The organism is Sulfurospirillum sp. SCADC, assembly GCF_000743525.1.
GTDB lineage: Bacteria > Campylobacterota > Campylobacteria > Campylobacterales > Sulfurospirillaceae > Sulfurospirillum.
On the sequence record NZ_JQGK01000017.1, the window covers coordinates 1 to 17,432 of the forward strand.

Below are 17,432 nucleotides of genomic sequence, written 5' to 3' on the forward strand. Positions count from 1 at the left end.
GTTATAATATCTCGCTCCATAATCTCGCCTCCCACGGCTTTTTATGGAGTCTCAAGCAATTTTTAGACCCTTCTTCGCAACTAGCAGTTTGGGTTGTAGTATAATAAATTTACCATAGAAGGAGGATACTATGATCAAAAAGTGTCTCAAAAATCTACTGTTCTGGTTGATTTTTCTTCCTTTACTCTACACGTTAAGTGGTTTCGTCATCCTTCCATGGTGGGCACGTACACAACTTCCTAGCCTCATACAAGAGAAATTAGGTCTATCCATTTCGATTGAAAAAGTGTTGTTTAATCCCTTCACCTTTGAGTTACATGTAAACCATTTTGCACTGCACGATACGGCAGGAAACGATGTTGCAACGTTGGAACATCTTTACATCAATTACGATCCAACCTATCTTTTCAAAAAAGAGTTTTTTGTCAAATCACTCCTGCTTGAGCAACCCTTTGTTGACCTTAAAATCGATCCAAAAGGGAATTTGACACTCCTGAGCCTGTTTCCAACAAACCCTTCGAGCGAAAAGAATGCAACCACAGATACGAGCCTAAGCATGCCTTTTATCATCGAACATGTTGACATCCAAAATGCGAAAACCAACTTTAGTGATGAACGCCCCAGTGAGCCTTTTAAACTCGAAATCGGCCCTATCAATTATGCGGTCAACAATCTTAGTTTTTACAAAGACGATCTAAGTATTCACGCACTTAAAGTGATGTTGCAAAATGAAGAGAAAATCTCGCTTGCAAGCAGTGCTTCTTTTGATCCACTCAAATTTTATGGTGAACTAAACGTTGCACACCTTCCGCTTTCAAACTTTTGGCGATACGCCCTACCAAGTATGCCAGCAACCCTTACCCAAGGCGAGCTTACCCTTAGAGTTCCTTTTTCCATTGATTTAAGTAAAGAAAAACCATTGGTCTCTTTAGAAAAAGCCTCCGCTTCTTTAGAGCGTGTTCGCTTAATCGATGATGCAAACAAAACGGTTATTGAAGTACCTTCTTTAAGTCTTGCGAATATTGATTTTGACTTGCAGACTTCTACGATTAACATCGAAAAAGCTATGATTACCAAGCCTTTTGTGGACGTCCAATTGGAAAAAGATTATGCACTAAATTTAGTGCGTCTGTTTACGCCTAAAGGTGCACTAGCGCAGCCAGAAGCACCAACGCCTGCCACGCAAGAGAGTAAAAATGAGTGGAAATTTGCACTCAAAACGTTCGAAATCCATGAAGCATCTATCGATGTTACCGATAAAAATGTCAAAAGCACGCCTATCCACTTGGCGCCTTTAAAATTGACTGCTCAAAACATCACACACGATCAAAACAGCCCTATTAGTTATGATTTTAACAGCACCATAGATTCCACCGCATCTTTAAATGCAAAAGGTATTTTTATCCCTGCGACGGCTTCGCTTGAGATGGTGATGAATGCCTCTAAACTCTCTTTAGAAAAAGCGCAACCCTACATCACGCTTTTTACAACAACACTTATTCAAGACGGTTCCTTATCGCTCACCTCTAAGCTCACCGCTTCGTTTGATCAAAAGCCAATGTTCAAAATCGAAGGAGATGCAACCATCTCGAAATTTTCACTTGCGGATAAATTAAAAAACTCACTTGTGGCATGGGAAACGCTTAATGTGAGCAGCATCGCTTACACGCTCTCGCCTGCAACACTTAGCATTCAAAAGATCATGCTGGATAAACCGTATATCAATCTTGACATCAAAAAAGATGGCACCACCAATTTTTCCAATCTTTTAAAGACCCCACAAACGCCTGCAAAAACACAAAAGTCTCAAACGACACAAGATGCGATGTCGATTTATATTGGTGATGTTACGCTTAAGCGAGGAACAACCCATTTTAAAGATGCTTCCTTACTTCTCCCTTTTGCAACCTTTGCAGATCGCCTCAATGGATCAATGTCAACCCTTGATACCAAAAATACGAAGCCTTCCGTGCTTAAACTCGAAGGAAAAGTCGATAAATATGGCTATGCAAAGATTGATGGATCTGTTTTACCATTTGATTTTAAAAATAGAGCCACGCTTAAAATTCTCTTTAAAAACATCGATATGCCTTCTCTTTCGCCGTATACGAGCAAATTCATAGGCTATACCATCAAAGAGGGGAAACTCTCTATGGATCTAAATTATAAAATCAAAAAAGGGGTTATGGAAGGTGCCAATAAAATCAACCTTGACTCACTACTGTTGGGTGAAAAGATCGAAAGCAAAGATGCAACCAATCTTCCTTTAGGACTTGCCATCGCTATTTTAAAAGATTCCAAAGGACAAATCGACCTTGACCTTCCCGTCAGTGGCGATCTAAATGACCCTGAATTTCGTTATGGAAGCATTATATGGAAAGCGATTGAAAACCTCATCGGAAGCATCGCGACCTCTCCATTTAAACTTTTAGGCTCTATACTAGGAATTGAGACAGAAAATCTTAAAAGTATCGATTTTGCGGCGGGTGAATTTGCATTGATTGCCTCCGAAGAGGAAAAGATAGAGCAGTATCGTCTGATTTTAGACAAAAGAGCGGAACTCAAGCTTATCATTACGCCAAGCTTCAATGAAACCCTCGATACCAAAGCGCTTCAAGAGCAAAATGTTACAGCGCAAATCGAAGCATTGATTCCTAAAAAAAGCAAAGAAGATGATAGTTATGGCAAAGCGATCAAAAAACTTTTCCTTCAAAAATACTCAGATGATGCCTACGATCATTTACTGAAAACCTATAAAGAGGAAAATCTAGATATGGGTGCCATTCACGATGCTTTGATCTCTAAGATTGCAGAAGGTATCACGATTGCACCCGAAGTGCTTCAAAACTTAGCGTTGAAACGCTCCGATACCATCATTCAAACCTTGACGACAAAGTATAAAATAGCACCTGAAAGATTGATCAAAAATGAGCCTCAAACCAGTGATGCCATTCGTGAAGAGTGGGTGGGATGTCCGATTTCCATCAGTAATTAAGTGCCGTGGGGGGGTTCCATTTTGGAGCCCCCCACGCTCCCACGTTAACTCAGTGCTTCCAAGGCTTTTTTGACGTCACTTGCATGATCTTTCACCTTAACATTTGACCATACTTTGGCAATTTTTCCGCTTGGATCAATCAAAAAGGTTGAGCGCACGATGCCCATATATTCTTTGCCACAAAACTTTTTGAGCTGCCAAACTCCATAGCTTTGTGCCACTTCAGTGCTGACATCCGAAAGCAGTGTTATCTCCAATTTTTGTTTGGCTATGAACTTTTGATGCGACATGGTACTATCAGGGCTCACGCCTAAAACAACCGCATTTAATCCTTCAAAACTTGGCAGTGCCGCTGTAAAATCGCACGCTTCTGTGGTACATCCAGGTGTGCTATCTTTTGGGTAGAAGTAAAGGACAATCCATTTACCCTCCAAGTCTCGCAGGGAAATTTCAACATTGTCTTGATTGGGAAGACTAAGATCTGGAGCTTTATCGCCTATGCTTAACATATACATTCCTTTATAGATATTTTTCAGCATATTACCACAGATTGTATCTCAGATGTCTCATCCAAGAGGACAAAACGTGGTCTTTTTTTCCAGTGCCATCCGCTTCTAGCTCAGCAATCGCTCTTCTTGGTATAAAGAAATTATCTTTACATGCAAAGCAACGTTTCATACTAAAACTATCTTTAATTAATTTTTGGATACCATAGTAACTCTTTAGAAAAGACTTTTAAGAAGGTAGAAAATGGATAAAGCACACTACATTTGGATGGATGGTAAACTCGTTGCATGGGATGATGCAAAAATACATATTTTAACCCATACGCTTCACTATGGTAACGGTGTTTTTGAAGGCACACGTGCTTACATGACCGAAAACGGTTTAGCGATTTTTAAGCTCAGAGAGCACACCAAACGCTTGCTCAATTCTGCCAAAATCACCCGTATTAAAGCAACCTATTCCCTTGAAGAACTCGAAGCTGCACACATTGAAGTACTAAGATCCAATAACTTTACGTCCAATGTCTATATTAGACCTCTTATCTATCTAGGATATGGCATTATGGGACTAAACCACGTTCAAGCACCGGTTAATACAGCGATTGCCGCATGGCAATGGGGCAGTTACCTTGGCGATGATGGCATTGAAAACGGTATTCGCGTGAAAATCTCTTCGTTTACACGTAACCCTGTGAGTTCAACCATGGGTAAAGCAAAAGCAGCGGCAAATTACCTTAATTCACAAATGGCAAAATACGAAGCTTTAGAAGCAGGTTACGAAGAGGCTTTATTACTTGATGAAGATGGATTTATCGCCGAAGGCAGTGGTGAATGTTTCTTTATCGTGAGAAACGGCGTTTTAATTACGCCTCCTAATGACACATCCCTTGAAAGCATTACACAAGCTACTGTTTTAGATCTTGCTCGTGAAGCGGGTATCCCGGTTGAACGCAGACGCATTACACGTGATGAGGCGTATATTGCAGATGAGTCCTTCTTTACAGGGACCGCTGCTGAAGTGACACCGATTAAAGACATCGATAATTATAGCATTGGAGATGGAAAACGAGGGCCTGTAACCAAACAGCTTCAAGATGCCTATTTTGATGTTGTCTACGGACGCAATCCAAAATACAAACATCTCTTAACCTATATCTAAATTTCTGCCTCGAAAGAGGCAAGCTTTAGCGCCATAGCGGCCAACGTAGGTTTTTTAGCAAAGCTAAAAAACCGTATTTAAAATTGAACTAAAGGAAAACTATGCCAGCAGATTTAAACGATTATTTTAAAAAGAAAAACGGTGGAGGAAGTGGGAGCAACGGTGGAGGCGATAATGACAATCGCACACCTTTTAATATCGAACCTCCTGATTTTTTAAAAAACCTTGGTAAAAAAGCAGGGGTTATCTATGTGCTTATCGCCATTATCATTATTGCCGTTATTGCAAAGCCTTTTGTGATTATTAACTCAGGTGAAATGGGGATTAAAGCCACCGCAGGTAAATTTGAATCAACGCCGATGGAACCAGGTTTTCACCTTTTCATTCCGTTTATTCAACAAGTTTTCATTGTTGATACGAAAGTGCGTATTATGAACTATTCATCCACAGAAGATTTGGGTGAAGTGATGCAAAGAGGTTCAGGCATTAAACGCAATGCTGCGATCTCCGTTCTTGATGCAAGAGGTCTTCCAGTTTCGATTGAACTCACGGTTCAATACAAGTTAGAGCCAACCACAGCACCACAAACGATTGCAACATGGGGTATGTCATGGGAAGATAAAATCATCAATCCCGTCGTTCGAGATGTCACACGTGCCGTTATTGGTAAGTTTAACGCTGAGGAACTTCCTCAAAAACGTAATGAAATTGCGGTTAACATTGAAGAAGGAATCCGTAAAGCGATTGATGCACAACCGGGTCAACCTGTTGAACTCCTAACCATGCAACTTCGTGAAATTGTTTTACCGGTGAAAATTAAAGAGCAAATTGAACGTGTTCAAGTAGCGAAACAAGAGGTAGAGCGAACACGGTATGAAGTTGAAATCGCTAACCAACAAGCTCTAAAACGTGCCGCTGAGGCAGAAGGTCAAGCCAAAGCGAGAGAGATTAACGCGCAAGGTCAAGCCAATGCGATTAAAATTGAAGCAGAAGCGGATGCGTATGCCAACAAAAAAATCAGCGACAGTATCTCAACACCTCTTTTGACACTTAGACAAATTGAAGTGCAAGGAAAGTTTAATGAAGCTCTTCGTGAAAATAAAGATGCCAAAATTTTCCTAACACCTGGTGGTGCCGTGCCCAATATTTGGGTTGATACGAAAGATAGCCAAAAAGCAGTCAGTATAAGCAAATGAGTTCAACACTTTTAAATTCCATCGATTGGAATGCTTCACCGCTTCTGCCTGTCATCGTACAAGATGTAACGAGTGGTGAAGTACTGATGCTCGCTTACATGAACCAAGAAGCGCTTGTATTAACACTGCAAACAGGACTTGCACACTACTATTCCAGAAGCCGCCAAAGCCTCTGGAAAAAGGGTGAAACGAGTGGACACTTGCAACACGTTAAAGAAGCCTATTTAGATTGCGATAGCGATACCTTATTGCTCAAAGTGGAGCAAGAGGGTGTTGCGTGTCATACGGGGCGCATGTCATGCTTCTTTAACCGCATAGACGTTGAGGAAACACCTAAAGAGCCTGAAATCACTATTGAAGCGTATTCAATCACCGATAAAATTTACCATATTATTCAAGAACGTAAACAGGCTGATCCTAAAAGTTCTTATGTGGCGTCACTCCTTCACAAAGGAGATAACAGCATTTTGAAAAAAGTTTTGGAAGAAGCGGGCGAATTTTGTTTTGCATGTAAAGATGGTGATAGTAAAGAGATTGTCTATGAAGCAGCTGACCTTATGTTCCACGCCCTTGTAGCACTCGGCGCTAAAAATATTCATCCATCACTTATTTCCAAAGAGCTTGAGAGACGCTTTGGTCTGAGTGGAATGGAGGAGAAAAATAGCCGCAATGAACATTGATGCCCTTAAATTATCACTATTGACCTATGTGAAACATTTTGGTCTTTATGATTATTTGGCATTTGGATGGCTCCTTTTTACCTTTTTAGCATTGATTATCTTGGCAAGTTTAATTGCCAAGAAATCCTCCGTTGCCTCACTTTTTATGATTATTATTGCACTGATCCTTCTTGTAGTTTCACCTTTTTTTATCAAACTCAAGCTCAGCGAAATCACACGAGCAACCACAACGGAGATCAGTATGGTAAAAAAATTGACTTTTTCGGATTCTTTGATTGTTGAAGGATTTATTTACAACCATTCCAATAAAGACTTTTCGCTCTGTTTAGTACATACTACTGTTTTCAAACAGAGCAATACAGAAGGGCTTAAAGCATTTATCAACACATTAAAACCGATCGCGAATCAGTCGATACTAGTAAAACAAGCTCTTCTTAAAGAAGGAGTCATGGAATTCCAAAGTGTCTTCGATGATTTTGTTTACAGTGGCGATGTGAATGCGTCACTTAAAGCAGAATGCTATTAAAGGAGTATAGATGACTTATTTTACCCTACTCCATTGGTTTGCTATGATTGTTATTTTTTTACTCTTAGTTTTGGTCATCATCGTAACGATTCGCAACCATGATGGCAAATCTTCCCTTTATCCACCTATCCTCACTGCATTTTTTATTACGCTTATTTTTGCAGCCTTTACTATTTATGGTCTTGATAAATTGACCAAAATTGCACGACTTGAAAATATAGTACAGAAAAAAGTCTTGATTAATGAATCATTTTCTATCTCAGGACAAATTCGCAATATTGGTAATTTTAAAATAGGAACATGTGTCTTAGAAGTCAAGATTTCCAATGAATCATTTGAGCGAGCAGGCACAGAAGGCATCAGTTTTGTTCCAAAATCTGCATTCGATAACCTGTTTAATTGGGGAGAAGAGAGTCATAGTGTTGAGACAACCAAAGAATTTGTAATTGCTGAGAATTTACATAAAGGTGAGATGCGTAACTTCACTGTCTTTATGCGTTATCCTCCCTCTTATACAAAACCCTATACACGCTACGAGCTTTTCTGTCACTGATCCGTTACGTTAGTAAGCCAACCCCTCTTTTTTTAAGGCTTGACGAATATTAAACATCTGCTGATATTTGGTATAACACCAAGCGGGAGCAAGCAGTGTCTCATCTTCAATGCCTGCACTCACACGTTGTAACATCACCTCTTTGGGCAAAAGCTTGATCGCTTCAACCAGCGTTTGAATGTAGCACTCTTCTGAAATAGGGAAGAACTCTCCTTTTTTAAAATCATTCGCTAAGGCTGTTCGTTTGACAACATACAAAGGGTGAAATTTAAATGAGTGAACACCAAGTCGAAGGGCAAACTTCACACTTTCCAGCGCCATTTCAGGCGTTTCACCAGGGAGTCCAAAAATCACATGGGCACACATCTTAAGTCCATACCGATGCGTTAAAGCGATATATTTCTCAATATTACCACTATCATGCCCACGGTTGATGCGTTTAAGTGTCTCATCGGATGAAGATTGTACCCCATATTCCACCCAAATTTCATGCTCTTTGGAAAGCTTAGCCAAATACGCAAGTACCTCTTCGTTGATGCTATCGGTACGCGTGCCAATACTAAGGCCAACAACTCCTTCAAAACTAAGCGCTTTGGTGTAGAGTGCTTGCAGTGTCGCAAGTGGGGCGTAGGTGTTGGTAAAGGATTGAAAATAGATGATAAATTTTTGAGCGCCAAATTTTTTAGCCAGTACTTTTTTGGTCTTCTTATACTGTGCTTCTAACTGAATGAGTTGAAAGTCTATGTAAGGGTTTTCAGAAGTGGGATTAAGAAAAAATCGCTTGGGTTGATTGTGCTCTAAATTGGGGCTAAACGATTCATTTTCACAAAAAATACATCCACCGCGTGCAACTGTACCATCGATGTTCGGGCAGGTAAATCCAGAGATAGAGATGGGGATTTTATACACTTTCTCCCCAAATTTTCTCCTAAAGTACCGCCCTGCGGTTAAAATCTCGCGCATTATTTAATAAAGTAGTTTCCATCAAAGCTAACCAGTGAATAGTTCATATCGTTGCCAATACTCTCTTTAAGCGCTTCAATGCTTAAAAAAGCCAATGAATCTGCTTCAATATACTCTCTGACCTCTTCAACACTTTTATTGGCACTAATGAGCTCTTTATAGCTTGGGGTATCAATGCCATACAAACACGGATGCTCAATTGTCGGAGCCGCGATACGCATATGTACCTCAGCCGCACCTGCACGTTTGAGTAATTTTACAATCTGGCGTGACGTGGTGCCTCTTACGATACTATCATCAATCACAACGATTTTTTTACCTTCTAAAATTTTATGAATTGGAGAGAGTTTGAGTTTTACTTTGAGATCACGTACAGCTTGGGTTGGCTCAATGAACGTTCTTCCAACGTAATGATTTCGAACAATCGCCATTTCAAAAGGAATACCGCTGGCTTGTGCGTATCCTAACGCCGCACTCACGCCACTATCGGGAACAGGGATCACAAAATCAGCTTCTACGGGAGCCAGTTCTGCGAGCTTCATACCCATTTTTTTGCGTGCTGCATAAACGTTTTTACCTTCAATGACGCTATCAGGACGTGCAAAATAGATAAATTCAAACGCACAAATGTGTGGATCGGGCTCAAAAAGTTGAATGCTTTCAAAGGTCTCTTTACCTTGCTGGAAAATAACCATCTCACCGGGTCTAACATCTCTTACAAACTCCGCATCCACAAGATCAAGCGCACATGTCTCACTTGCAACGATGTAACCACCCTCTTTCATTTTGCCAATGGATAAAGGACGGACACCGTAACGATCACGAATTGCAAACATTTTGGATCTACTTTGAATCAAAAGACAATATGCTCCCTTGATTACATGTAACGCTTCAATGATACGATCTTTAAGTTTACCTTGTTGAGAACGAGCAATGAGATGAATGATATTTTCGGTATCCATCGAAGATTGGAAAATAGCACCTTGCTCTACCAGTTTACTTCGTACTTCATGCTTATTGATCAAATTTCCATTATGAACAATCGAAATATCGCCCAGTTTATAACTAGCAGCAACAGGTTGTGCGTCTCTTACAGAGTCACCTCCTGCGGTGGAATAACGGTTATGACCGATTGCCATATCGCCATGTAGAAACGAGAGTTTCTCTTCGTTAAAGACTTCGGTCACTAATCCATTGTCCTTAATCGTTCGAATTTTCTTGCCATCACTGGCACTGATTCCTGTTGCTTCTTGCCCACGATGTTGCATCGCGAACAGAGCATAATAGGCTATCTTAGAAGCATGTTTTACATCAAATACACCAACAATTGCACACATAAGTTCATATCACCTTTTTTAAAGACCTAAACAGTCACTAATGGTATAAAGACCATTGGGTTGATTGATGATCCACTTTGCGGCTTTGATAGCGCCTTTGGCAAAGGTATCACGACTGGTTGCAGTATGGTTCATTTCAATAAATTCGCCATCATTGTAAAATCCTACCGTATGGCGACCTACAATGTCACCCCCACGAAGTGCCATGATAGCAATCTCATCTTTAGTGCGCTCGCCAATAAGACCATTACGACCACTGACACGTACATCATCTAAATTAAGACCTCGTCCACGTGCAGCATGCTCTCCAAGGGTTAATGCCGTACCACTGGGTGCATCTTTTTTAAAACGGTGGTGTTGTTCTACGATTTCGATGTCAAAATCACTCAGGCTTTTAGAAGCAAGTTCTACCAAACGGTTGAGTACGGCTACCCCTAAGGACATATTCGTTGAGTAAAGAATAGGCATATTGTTCGCCGCTTCTTTTAAGAGATTTTGTTGATGTTCATTCAGCCCTGTAGTGCCAATGACGAGAGGAGTAGGATGTTTCAGTGCATTTTCAAGCAGCGTTTCACACCCCATAGCAATGGTAAAGTCAATGACAACCGCACTTTTTTGTAACAGTTCTTCAACATCATCCGTGACAATCACTTCTTTGGGAAGCGTAAAGTTAAAATCTTCCAGTGCATGCAAAACATGGGGTCTTGCCTCTTTATCTTTAATGAGGTTTTCAATCAGTAATCTGCCTACCCTACCGGTTGAGCCATGGATTCCAACATCTATCATTCGCATCTTTCCTTCTTAATGGTTCACATATTCTAAGGCTTGAATGCCTGCCGTTGCGCCATCACCTGCAGCACAGACGACTTGCTTTGAAGCTTTAATTCTTAAATCACCTGCCGCAAAAAGTCCTTTGACAGAGGTGTGCATATTAAGATCAACCACCACATTGCCGTTTTCATCCATATCGCATAAAAAGCTACCATCGTCTTGTTTTAAAATTGCATTGTTGACATTCATTCCAACAAAGACAAAGACACCAGGAACCGCAATATCACGCTCTTTGCCTTCAGCATCAACGACAATAATGCCATTTAAGCCCATTTTGTCACCATACGCTTTTTTCACTGTCGCATTTAAAATAAGTTCAATTTTTGGGTTATTTTTAACTTTTTCGATGGTACTTGGGCTGGCTCTAAACGTATCACGTCTGTGAACAAGATAAACTTTTGAGCAGATATGGGAGAGATAAAGCGCCTCTTCAAGAGCAGTGTCACCGCCACCTAGGGCTACAACTTCTTTGTTTTTATAAAAAAAGCCATCACAGGTCGCGCAGGTGCTTACCCCTTTTCCAAAAAACTCAGCTTCACCTTCGAACTTAGCTTTTTTAGGTGTACTTCCTGTACACACAATCACGCTTTTCGCCAGTTCACTTTTGCCACCCGCTAATGCTATTGTAAAGCTACCATCCGCATTTTTAGAGATACGAGTTACTTCATCCATTGCATGTTTAAGACCAAAGCGCATACACTGTTCTGACCAAGGTGCCATAAAGTCTAAACCACTGAGTATTTCTGCACTCCCTGGATAATTCTCGATTTCACTACTACTGGTAATCTGTCCACCAGGGAGTCCTTTTTCAAACATCACCACATTTTTTAAACCACCGCGTGTTGCGTACAATCCGGCACTAAGACCTGCTGGGCCGCCGCCAATAATTGCTAGATCTAACATCATTTTTCCTTATCTTTTTTAGAATGACCGAATGACACGTTGTATACATACTCGTATAGATCATGTTTATGGTGCAAAAGAGGTAACGTAGTCAAGGAAGTCGTTAAACTCCCTTGCAAAATTTTAATTAAAGAAGTGAATTAATTTTATCCGCTAAAACTTGTTTTGATGATGCACCAATCATTTGATCTACTAACTCACCATTTTTAAAGAAAAGGATTGTTGGAATAGATCTGATACCATATTTGATCGCAACATCTTGCTCTTCATCCGTATTGACTTTGCAAATTTTTGCTTTGCCTTCAAAATCACCTGCTAATTCATCAATCACAGGAGCGATCATACGACAAGGTCCACACCAAGGTGCCCAAAAGTCTACTAAGGCTACGCCCTCTGCTACGGTACTATCAAAATTTGATGCGTTCAACTCTAAATATTTTCCCATCTTTTTCCCCTAAAACGTTATTTTATAGATGATCAATTATACTCACTCTAACTTTAAAATTACCATAGTGGATAAAGTTATTTTTTTAGTAACTAATATTTTTTATTATTTCAATAGTTTCGGGTGTCACCAAAATAGCATCAATTTGATAATCATATGAATTGGGGTGCGTTAGCAAATAATAGTGAATTGTTTTGATGATTTTTGCCATTTTAGAAGGGGTGATACGCGTAATGGGATCGTATATTTGTGAAAATTTCACTTCGCAAAAATGAAGGGTATTCTCTTTACATGTAATAATATCTATCTCGCCAAATTTCGAGTGAAAATTGCGTGCGAGGATCGCATGTCCCTCTTTTTTGAGATAGGAAGAAGCCTTCTCTTCGGCCTCTTTTCCTATCATCACACTCATTTACGACTCGATACGAATCATTGCAGGCTTAAGCTCAACAAATTCTAATTGGCTAAGCTCGTGGAGTGCTTTTTGAATATCACTCTCTTTACAGGTATGGGTTGAGAAAAGCAATACCGCTCGCTCCTCTTTTTTCACATCTTGTTTTTGTAAAAAACTGCTGATGGAGATAGAGTGTCTTCCCAAAATCTCAGAGATTTTAGAGAGAACACCAATTTTATCTTCCACCGTGACACGAATGTAATACTGTGTGCAAATATCATCCCGATTCATCAGTGTCAATCCACTTTTCTCAAGCGGTTTGATAAATCCAAGCATCGGTGAGTTTTGCGTATGACGTGCAATGTCAATGAGGTCTGAGACAACGGCACTCGCCGTAGCACTTCCCCCAGCGCCTGGTCCATAATACATCGTCTCACCAACGCGATCACCGATAACGCTGATGCCATTCATCACACCATCCACTTTAGCAATCATCTGCTTAATAGGTACAAGGGCAGGATGCACGCGCAGCTCGACTTGATCACCACTTTTCTTTGCAATCGTTAGCAATTTGATGTTGTACCCAAACTCTTTGGCAAAATAGATGTCTTCACTGTTGATATGCTCAATACCTTCGATCAAAATCTCTTCAGGTTTCACATCAATGCCATAGGCGATGCTGGCTAAAATAAGCAGTTTATGCGCCGCATCAAATCCACCGACATCAAACGTTGGATCGGCTTCTGCATATCCTAGCGCTTGCGCTTCTCTTAAAACATCTGCAAATTCTGCTTTTTCATTCATCATTTTGGTCAAAATGAAATTACATGTACCATTCATAATGCCTTTAATGGCTTCAATGTGATTGGCACTTAACCCCTCACGCAATGCTTTAATAATTGGAATTCCACCCGCCACACTGGCTTCATAGCCTATCGGAGTATCGCCAGCAAGATCGCGTAATTCATAGCGGTGATACGCCAAAAGTGCTTTATTGGCGGTGACAACGGCTTTTTTGTTTTTGAGTGCACGCGTGACAATTTTATACGCTTCATCCACGCCACCCATGAGTTCAACCACAACATCGACTTCGGGATTGTCTAAAACGTCATTGACATCACTGCTCAAAGGGATGTTCGCATCCCTTTTTTTGCTTACATCTTTAACGACACCGATAATAGGAACAATTTTTTTGCCACTGCGCGCTGTGATAATGTCTTCATTCTCTTGTAAAATTTTAACAACGTGGCTACCAACGGTTCCTACGCCTATAATTCCAACTCTGATCATTCTTTAACCTTCTAAACTCTTCAAATACTTCTTAATATTACGTGCTGCTTGGCGGATTCTGTTCTCATTTTCGATAAGAGCAATTCTCACATAACCATCCCCACTCTCGCCAAAACCAATACCAGGGCTCACAGCAATTTTTGCCTCTTGAAGCAGCTGTTTTGCAAACTCCATACTGCCTAAATGTACTGCAACTTTAGGAATTTTCGCCCACACAAACATCGTTGATTGTGGTTTTTCCATTGGCCAACCTGCATTGTTAAAGCTCTCTACTAAAACATCACGACGTTTTTGATAAGTTGCACGGATTTCATCGACACATTCTTGTGGACCATCCAGTGCCACGGTTGAAGCGACTTGAATTGGCGTAAACATACCATAATCAAACCATGATTTGATTTTTTGAAGTGCGCCCACCAGTTTTTTATTGCCAACAACAAAACCAACACGCCAGCCTGCCATATTGTAACTTTTGGAAAGCGTATAGCACTCAACTGCTACATCTTTTGCACCCTCGACTTGAAAAATGGAAGGTGTCTCATAGCCATCAAACGATAAATCTGCATACGCAATATCGCTGATGATGTAAAAGCGCTCCTCTTTAGCATACGCAACTAACTCTTCGTAAAACGAGACATCGGTGGTCACACAGGTGGGGTTATGTGGAAAATTGACGACAACAAATTTTGGTTTTGGCGCTGATTCTTTAAACACTTTTTTAAGTTTTGCAAAAAAGAGCTCTTTATCCAAGACATATTTTTCATCATAATCGAGGCTAAATTTATGAACATTTCCGCCTGCAATCATAAACGCATAAGCATGAATCGGATACGCAGGATCAGGCACAACGGCAACATCCCCTGGATTCATAATCGCTTGGGCTAAATGTACAAATCCCTCTTTACTGCCTAATGTTGCAACCGCTTCGGTGTTAGGATCAAGCGTAACACCGTATTTACGTGCATACCAATTGCAAATGGCCAATCGTAATTTGTAAATACCCTTGCTCACAGAATAGCCATGAGTGCCATCTTTTTGAGCAGACTCTACTAGCTTGTCAATAATATGCTGTGGGGTTCTTCCATCGGGATTGCCCATCGAAAAGTCGATAATATCATCACCTGCATGGCGTGCAGCTAATTTTAACTCATTAATTTCGGCAAAAACATACCCTGGTAATCTATCAATCGTATTAAATCTAATCTCATCAAACATCTTTATTCTCCTATCACTCTTTTACATGTAAAGATAATCCATGTTTTATATTCTCAAGCATAAAAGCATCGCCAATCTTCAAATACGTGGCATTGCTAGGAACTTTTAGCTTCAGCGTTCGTGTCGATTCTTCCGATTTAACATCACTGAGTAGATGCAAATTCTCATCAAAAAAGACAACATCGGGGAACCAACGATCACCTGCGTGAACCGTTATGGTGACCTCTCTCATATTTTTTACATCAATCCAATAGGGCTTTAAAGGCTTGCCTAAGGGTGTTGTCACACCACTTTCTATCTTTTTGGCGCCCAGATAAGCGTTGCTTGAATCGATGTCATAAAACCAGTAATGGTCTTCATTTTTTACGATATTCGTTACAGTGCATCCTCTAGCCTCAAGGGCATTCGCGAAGGCTTCGGGATCAACGATATGCTCGGTTTGAAGGTAAATCTCCCATACAAAACCCGCACTATCGCGCAAGGCATTGTTTGTTAAAAAATAGTTATACCCCATTGCTTCAAGGGATTCATTGACAATTTTGAGAAAAATCAGTGGATCACTGTGCGTACGAAACGCTAAACGTAACTGTACGGGTCTATCATACAAGAGTTGCAGTAGCCCATTTTTTTTAAGCGTTGAGATTACTTTAACACTGTCCACTTCACCATTGGGTTTAACAAAGGTGCTATTTTGTGCAAAAAGTACTTGAATAAGATTTTTTTGTGTTTCGTATTTTGAAGCACCCACAAAACTTCGAATCTTCTCTTGAAGGCTCTGCGCTCCAAATAAAGAGAGTGAAAGGATGAGAATAAGCCATAATTTTTTCACCAGTTTTTGCCTCGATTGAGCTCTATAAATTTCTCTTCAGAGATTTTTTTCATCACACCATTTTCCACTAAGAAACGGGTTGATCCTTGTTCGCTAAAGTCTTCCACACTTCCATCGTAGGAGAGTTTGAAAAAGCCATTCCCGGTTTTGATGATTTGGTGCTTCGTTAAATCAATGGTCATATTTTGGTCATTGGTACTCTCTTGACGACTAAAGGTATCAAGATTAACACGGCCGATCCAAATGCGTTTTGTTGGCATAATGATTGCACTGTTTTGAGACACGGTATTGATCAAAGTTGTGTTCGATTCTGGAAGCATTGGAAGCGGTATAGTACTGGACGCATTACTGTCGTTTCCTTCTGCTTTACGTGTTAAATTCTCATCAATACTAACCACAACAGCTTCGACGGTGCTGTTGCTACTGTTGGTTTCAACAACACGCTCTTCTACTTTGACGCCCAAGGATGTCGCGGCTTCTTGAACAACAGGTGCACTTTGAAACGCACTGGTCTGATTGGTTTCGATTTTTGCTTTATCCAACAGAGCCATAAGATCGATATTAATCTCGCCTTTGAAGATAGAGATCACACCAAAGAGACCTGCTACTAGAAAGATGAACAAAAAGAGCCATGCCCCTTTTTTAGAAGCACGATCACTTTTAGCGCGAATAAAAATTTTATCTTTATGGGAATCCTCTTCAACGCTGTGCTCTGACCAATAATCATAAAAGCCTTCAAGCCAATCGGTTAAATCAAGCTTGTACTCACGTGAAATAATTTTAACAAAACCCAATGTGTTGATTTTGTTGAGCTTGTCATATTGATTGTTGATCATATATTCAAGTTGCTTGACTTCAATGTGCGTTCTTTTGCAAACCTCTTGCAAACCAATCTTTTCTAAGACCTTAATATCCTTATCCATTGGCAATCCTATCACACAGTACCGCAGCTGCTGCACTCACATTTAAAGAGTCAAATGCTCTTGCCATTTTGATTGAAACCATTGTGTCTAATCGCTCTTTTACTTTAGGAGACAAGCCCTTGCCTTCACTTCCCATAATCAACGCCCGTTTGGCTGCGAAGGTGACCTCTTTCACATCAACACCACTCATGTCCGCACCATAGAGTGTAAACCCTATTTGTTTGAGTTCATTGAGCATATCACGTGTTGAAGGGCACAATGCAATGGGCAATTCAAACGCTGCTGCACTGCTGGTACGTAAAATGGCTTCTAAATTGCATGTTTTCATACCACTTAAAATCAAGCCATCTGCACCAAAGGCATACGCACTACGTACAATAGCACCAATATTTCCCACATCGGTTACTTCATCCAAAATGACTAAAAACGAGCCATGCTTGATCTCATTAAACGAAACAAGTTCAAGATCCTTAATCTCAGCAATAAAGCCTTGATGGTTTCCCCCATGACACAGTGCTTGTGCTTTTCGCTCATCAATGGTGCAGATCTTTTGCGTAACACGCGCAATCTGCGAGAAGAGCTTGGTGTCACACTTCTTGGGTAAGAAGACCGTTTCAATCCTTGAAGGATAGTGATTTAACAGATGTAAAAAGAGTTGTTTTCCATAGATTATCATGGCAATTATTG

At 40.4% G+C, this 17,432-nt stretch carries 18 protein-coding genes; 6 read left to right on the plus strand and 12 right to left on the minus strand.

Annotated elements, in window-relative coordinates:
* Nucleotides 1-130: 130 nt before the first annotated feature.
* On the plus strand, nt 131-2,995 hold the full coding sequence (locus JU57_RS10845) for a DUF748 domain-containing protein (RefSeq protein WP_294877171.1): 2,865 nt from the start codon (nt 131-133) through the stop codon (nt 2,993-2,995).
* Nucleotides 2,996-3,039: 44 nt separating this feature from the next.
* Here JU57_RS10845 and bcp read toward each other — a convergent pair whose 3' ends face one another.
* Nucleotides 3,040-3,504 carry a thioredoxin-dependent thiol peroxidase gene (gene bcp / locus JU57_RS10850; protein ID WP_037960864.1) on the minus strand — a complete coding sequence of 155 codons (465 nt, stop codon included), beginning with the start codon at nt 3,502-3,504 and terminating at the stop codon, nt 3,040-3,042.
* Nucleotides 3,505-3,745: 241 nt separating this feature from the next.
* On the opposite strand from bcp, the gene JU57_RS10855 reads away from it, so the two are divergent.
* The 5 genes from JU57_RS10855 to JU57_RS10875 all read left to right on the plus strand — a co-directional run bounded on the left by JU57_RS10855 (nt 3,746) and on the right by JU57_RS10875 (nt 7,615).
* Nucleotides 3,746-4,660 (plus strand): branched-chain amino acid transaminase, encoded by a 915-nt coding sequence (locus JU57_RS10855; RefSeq protein WP_037960871.1) that lies wholly within the window; start codon nt 3,746-3,748, stop codon nt 4,658-4,660.
* Nucleotides 4,661-4,761: 101 nt separating this feature from the next.
* A complete protein-coding gene (locus tag JU57_RS10860; RefSeq protein WP_037960876.1) occupies nt 4,762-5,856 on the plus strand; it encodes a prohibitin family protein in 1,095 nt (364 codons plus the stop codon).
* Entirely contained in the window at nt 5,853-6,536 is a 684-nt protein-coding gene (gene hisIE / locus JU57_RS10865) for a bifunctional phosphoribosyl-AMP cyclohydrolase/phosphoribosyl-ATP diphosphatase HisIE (RefSeq protein ID WP_037960884.1), read from the plus strand. Before JU57_RS10860 ends, hisIE begins: the two co-directional genes overlap by 4 nt.
* Nucleotides 6,526-7,062 (plus strand): DUF2393 family protein, encoded by a 537-nt coding sequence (locus tag JU57_RS10870; protein ID WP_037960888.1) that lies wholly within the window; start codon nt 6,526-6,528, stop codon nt 7,060-7,062. The genes hisIE and JU57_RS10870 overlap by 11 nt, the downstream gene beginning before the upstream one ends.
* Before the next feature lie 10 nt (nt 7,063-7,072).
* Nucleotides 7,073-7,615 carry a DUF2393 family protein gene (locus tag JU57_RS10875; RefSeq protein ID WP_037960890.1) on the plus strand — a complete coding sequence of 181 codons (543 nt, stop codon included), beginning with the start codon at nt 7,073-7,075 and terminating at the stop codon, nt 7,613-7,615.
* A gap of 9 nt (nt 7,616-7,624) precedes the next feature.
* On the opposite strand, the gene JU57_RS10880 is transcribed toward JU57_RS10875, so the two are convergent.
* The 11 genes from JU57_RS10880 to rlmB form a co-directional block, all read right to left on the minus strand.
* Nucleotides 7,625-8,578, minus strand: a complete 954-nt coding sequence (locus JU57_RS10880; RefSeq protein WP_037960892.1) for a TIGR01212 family radical SAM protein — start codon at nt 8,576-8,578, stop codon at nt 7,625-7,627.
* The gene (gene purF / locus JU57_RS10885) at nt 8,578-9,915 is read right to left on the minus strand and encodes an amidophosphoribosyltransferase (protein WP_037960894.1); all 1,338 of its coding nucleotides are present in this window, start codon (nt 9,913-9,915) and stop codon (nt 8,578-8,580) included. Before purF ends, JU57_RS10880 begins: the two co-directional genes overlap by 1 nt.
* Before the next feature lie 18 nt (nt 9,916-9,933).
* Entirely contained in the window at nt 9,934-10,701 is a 768-nt protein-coding gene (dapB, locus tag JU57_RS10890) for a 4-hydroxy-tetrahydrodipicolinate reductase (RefSeq protein WP_037960896.1), read from the minus strand.
* A 15-nt stretch (nt 10,702-10,716) separates the two neighbouring features.
* Complete coding sequence (gene trxB, locus JU57_RS10895; RefSeq protein ID WP_037960900.1) at nt 10,717-11,649, minus strand: thioredoxin-disulfide reductase; 933 nt, start codon at nt 11,647-11,649, stop codon at nt 10,717-10,719.
* A 127-nt stretch (nt 11,650-11,776) separates the two neighbouring features.
* Complete coding sequence (trxA, locus tag JU57_RS10900; protein WP_037960902.1) at nt 11,777-12,094, minus strand: thioredoxin; 318 nt, start codon at nt 12,092-12,094, stop codon at nt 11,777-11,779.
* An 85-nt stretch (nt 12,095-12,179) separates the two neighbouring features.
* Nucleotides 12,180-12,506, minus strand: coding sequence for a YraN family protein (locus JU57_RS10905; RefSeq protein ID WP_037960903.1), 327 nt, complete (start codon nt 12,504-12,506; stop codon nt 12,180-12,182).
* A complete protein-coding gene (locus JU57_RS10910) occupies nt 12,507-13,778 on the minus strand; it encodes a homoserine dehydrogenase (protein ID WP_037960905.1) in 1,272 nt (423 codons plus the stop codon). It abuts the gene before it with no gap.
* Between the two features lie 3 nt (nt 13,779-13,781).
* Complete coding sequence (locus JU57_RS10915) at nt 13,782-14,993, minus strand: LL-diaminopimelate aminotransferase (RefSeq protein WP_037960907.1); 1,212 nt, start codon at nt 14,991-14,993, stop codon at nt 13,782-13,784.
* A 13-nt stretch (nt 14,994-15,006) separates the two neighbouring features.
* A complete protein-coding gene (locus JU57_RS10920; RefSeq protein ID WP_037960910.1) occupies nt 15,007-15,822 on the minus strand; it encodes a hypothetical protein in 816 nt (271 codons plus the stop codon).
* Nucleotides 15,819-16,745, minus strand: coding sequence for a hypothetical protein (locus JU57_RS10925; RefSeq protein ID WP_037960911.1), 927 nt, complete (start codon nt 16,743-16,745; stop codon nt 15,819-15,821). The genes JU57_RS10920 and JU57_RS10925 overlap by 4 nt, the downstream gene beginning before the upstream one ends.
* Nucleotides 16,738-17,421 (minus strand): 23S rRNA (guanosine(2251)-2'-O)-methyltransferase RlmB, encoded by a 684-nt coding sequence (rlmB, locus tag JU57_RS10930; protein WP_037960913.1) that lies wholly within the window; start codon nt 17,419-17,421, stop codon nt 16,738-16,740. Before rlmB ends, JU57_RS10925 begins: the two co-directional genes overlap by 8 nt.
* Nucleotides 17,422-17,432: the final 11 nt, after the last annotated feature.

Excerpts from the sequence above, each read along its gene's own strand:
- JU57_RS10905 (WP_037960903.1), bottom strand. The coding sequence starts at position 12,506 with ATGAGTGTGATGATAGGAAAAGAGGCCGAAGAGAAGGCTTCTTCCTAT.
- bcp (WP_037960864.1), bottom strand. The coding sequence starts at position 3,504 with ATGTTAAGCATAGGCGATAAAGCTCCAGATCTTAGTCTTCCCAATCAA.
- JU57_RS10880 (WP_037960892.1), bottom strand. The coding sequence starts at position 8,578 with ATGCGCGAGATTTTAACCGCAGGGCGGTACTTTAGGAGAAAATTTGGG.
- rlmB (WP_037960913.1), bottom strand. The coding sequence starts at position 17,421 with ATGATAATCTATGGAAAACAACTCTTTTTACATCTGTTAAATCACTAT.
- JU57_RS10855 (WP_037960871.1), top strand. The coding sequence starts at position 3,746 with ATGGATAAAGCACACTACATTTGGATGGATGGTAAACTCGTTGCATGG.
- JU57_RS10910 (WP_037960905.1), bottom strand. The coding sequence starts at position 13,778 with ATGATCAGAGTTGGAATTATAGGCGTAGGAACCGTTGGTAGCCACGTT.
- JU57_RS10860 (WP_037960876.1), top strand. The coding sequence starts at position 4,762 with ATGCCAGCAGATTTAAACGATTATTTTAAAAAGAAAAACGGTGGAGGA.
- hisIE (WP_037960884.1), top strand. The coding sequence starts at position 5,853 with ATGAGTTCAACACTTTTAAATTCCATCGATTGGAATGCTTCACCGCTT.
- dapB (WP_037960896.1), bottom strand. The coding sequence starts at position 10,701 with ATGATAGATGTTGGAATCCATGGCTCAACCGGTAGGGTAGGCAGATTA.
- JU57_RS10875 (WP_037960890.1), top strand. The coding sequence starts at position 7,073 with ATGACTTATTTTACCCTACTCCATTGGTTTGCTATGATTGTTATTTTT.
- trxB (WP_037960900.1), bottom strand. The coding sequence starts at position 11,649 with ATGTTAGATCTAGCAATTATTGGCGGCGGCCCAGCAGGTCTTAGTGCC.
- JU57_RS10915 (WP_037960907.1), bottom strand. The coding sequence starts at position 14,993 with ATGTTTGATGAGATTAGATTTAATACGATTGATAGATTACCAGGGTAT.
- trxA (WP_037960902.1), bottom strand. The coding sequence starts at position 12,094 with ATGGGAAAATATTTAGAGTTGAACGCATCAAATTTTGATAGTACCGTA.
- purF (WP_037960894.1), bottom strand. The coding sequence starts at position 9,915 with ATGTGTGCAATTGTTGGTGTATTTGATGTAAAACATGCTTCTAAGATA.
- JU57_RS10870 (WP_037960888.1), top strand. The coding sequence starts at position 6,526 with ATGAACATTGATGCCCTTAAATTATCACTATTGACCTATGTGAAACAT.
- JU57_RS10845 (WP_294877171.1), top strand. The coding sequence starts at position 131 with ATGATCAAAAAGTGTCTCAAAAATCTACTGTTCTGGTTGATTTTTCTT.
- JU57_RS10925 (WP_037960911.1), bottom strand. The coding sequence starts at position 16,745 with ATGGATAAGGATATTAAGGTCTTAGAAAAGATTGGTTTGCAAGAGGTT.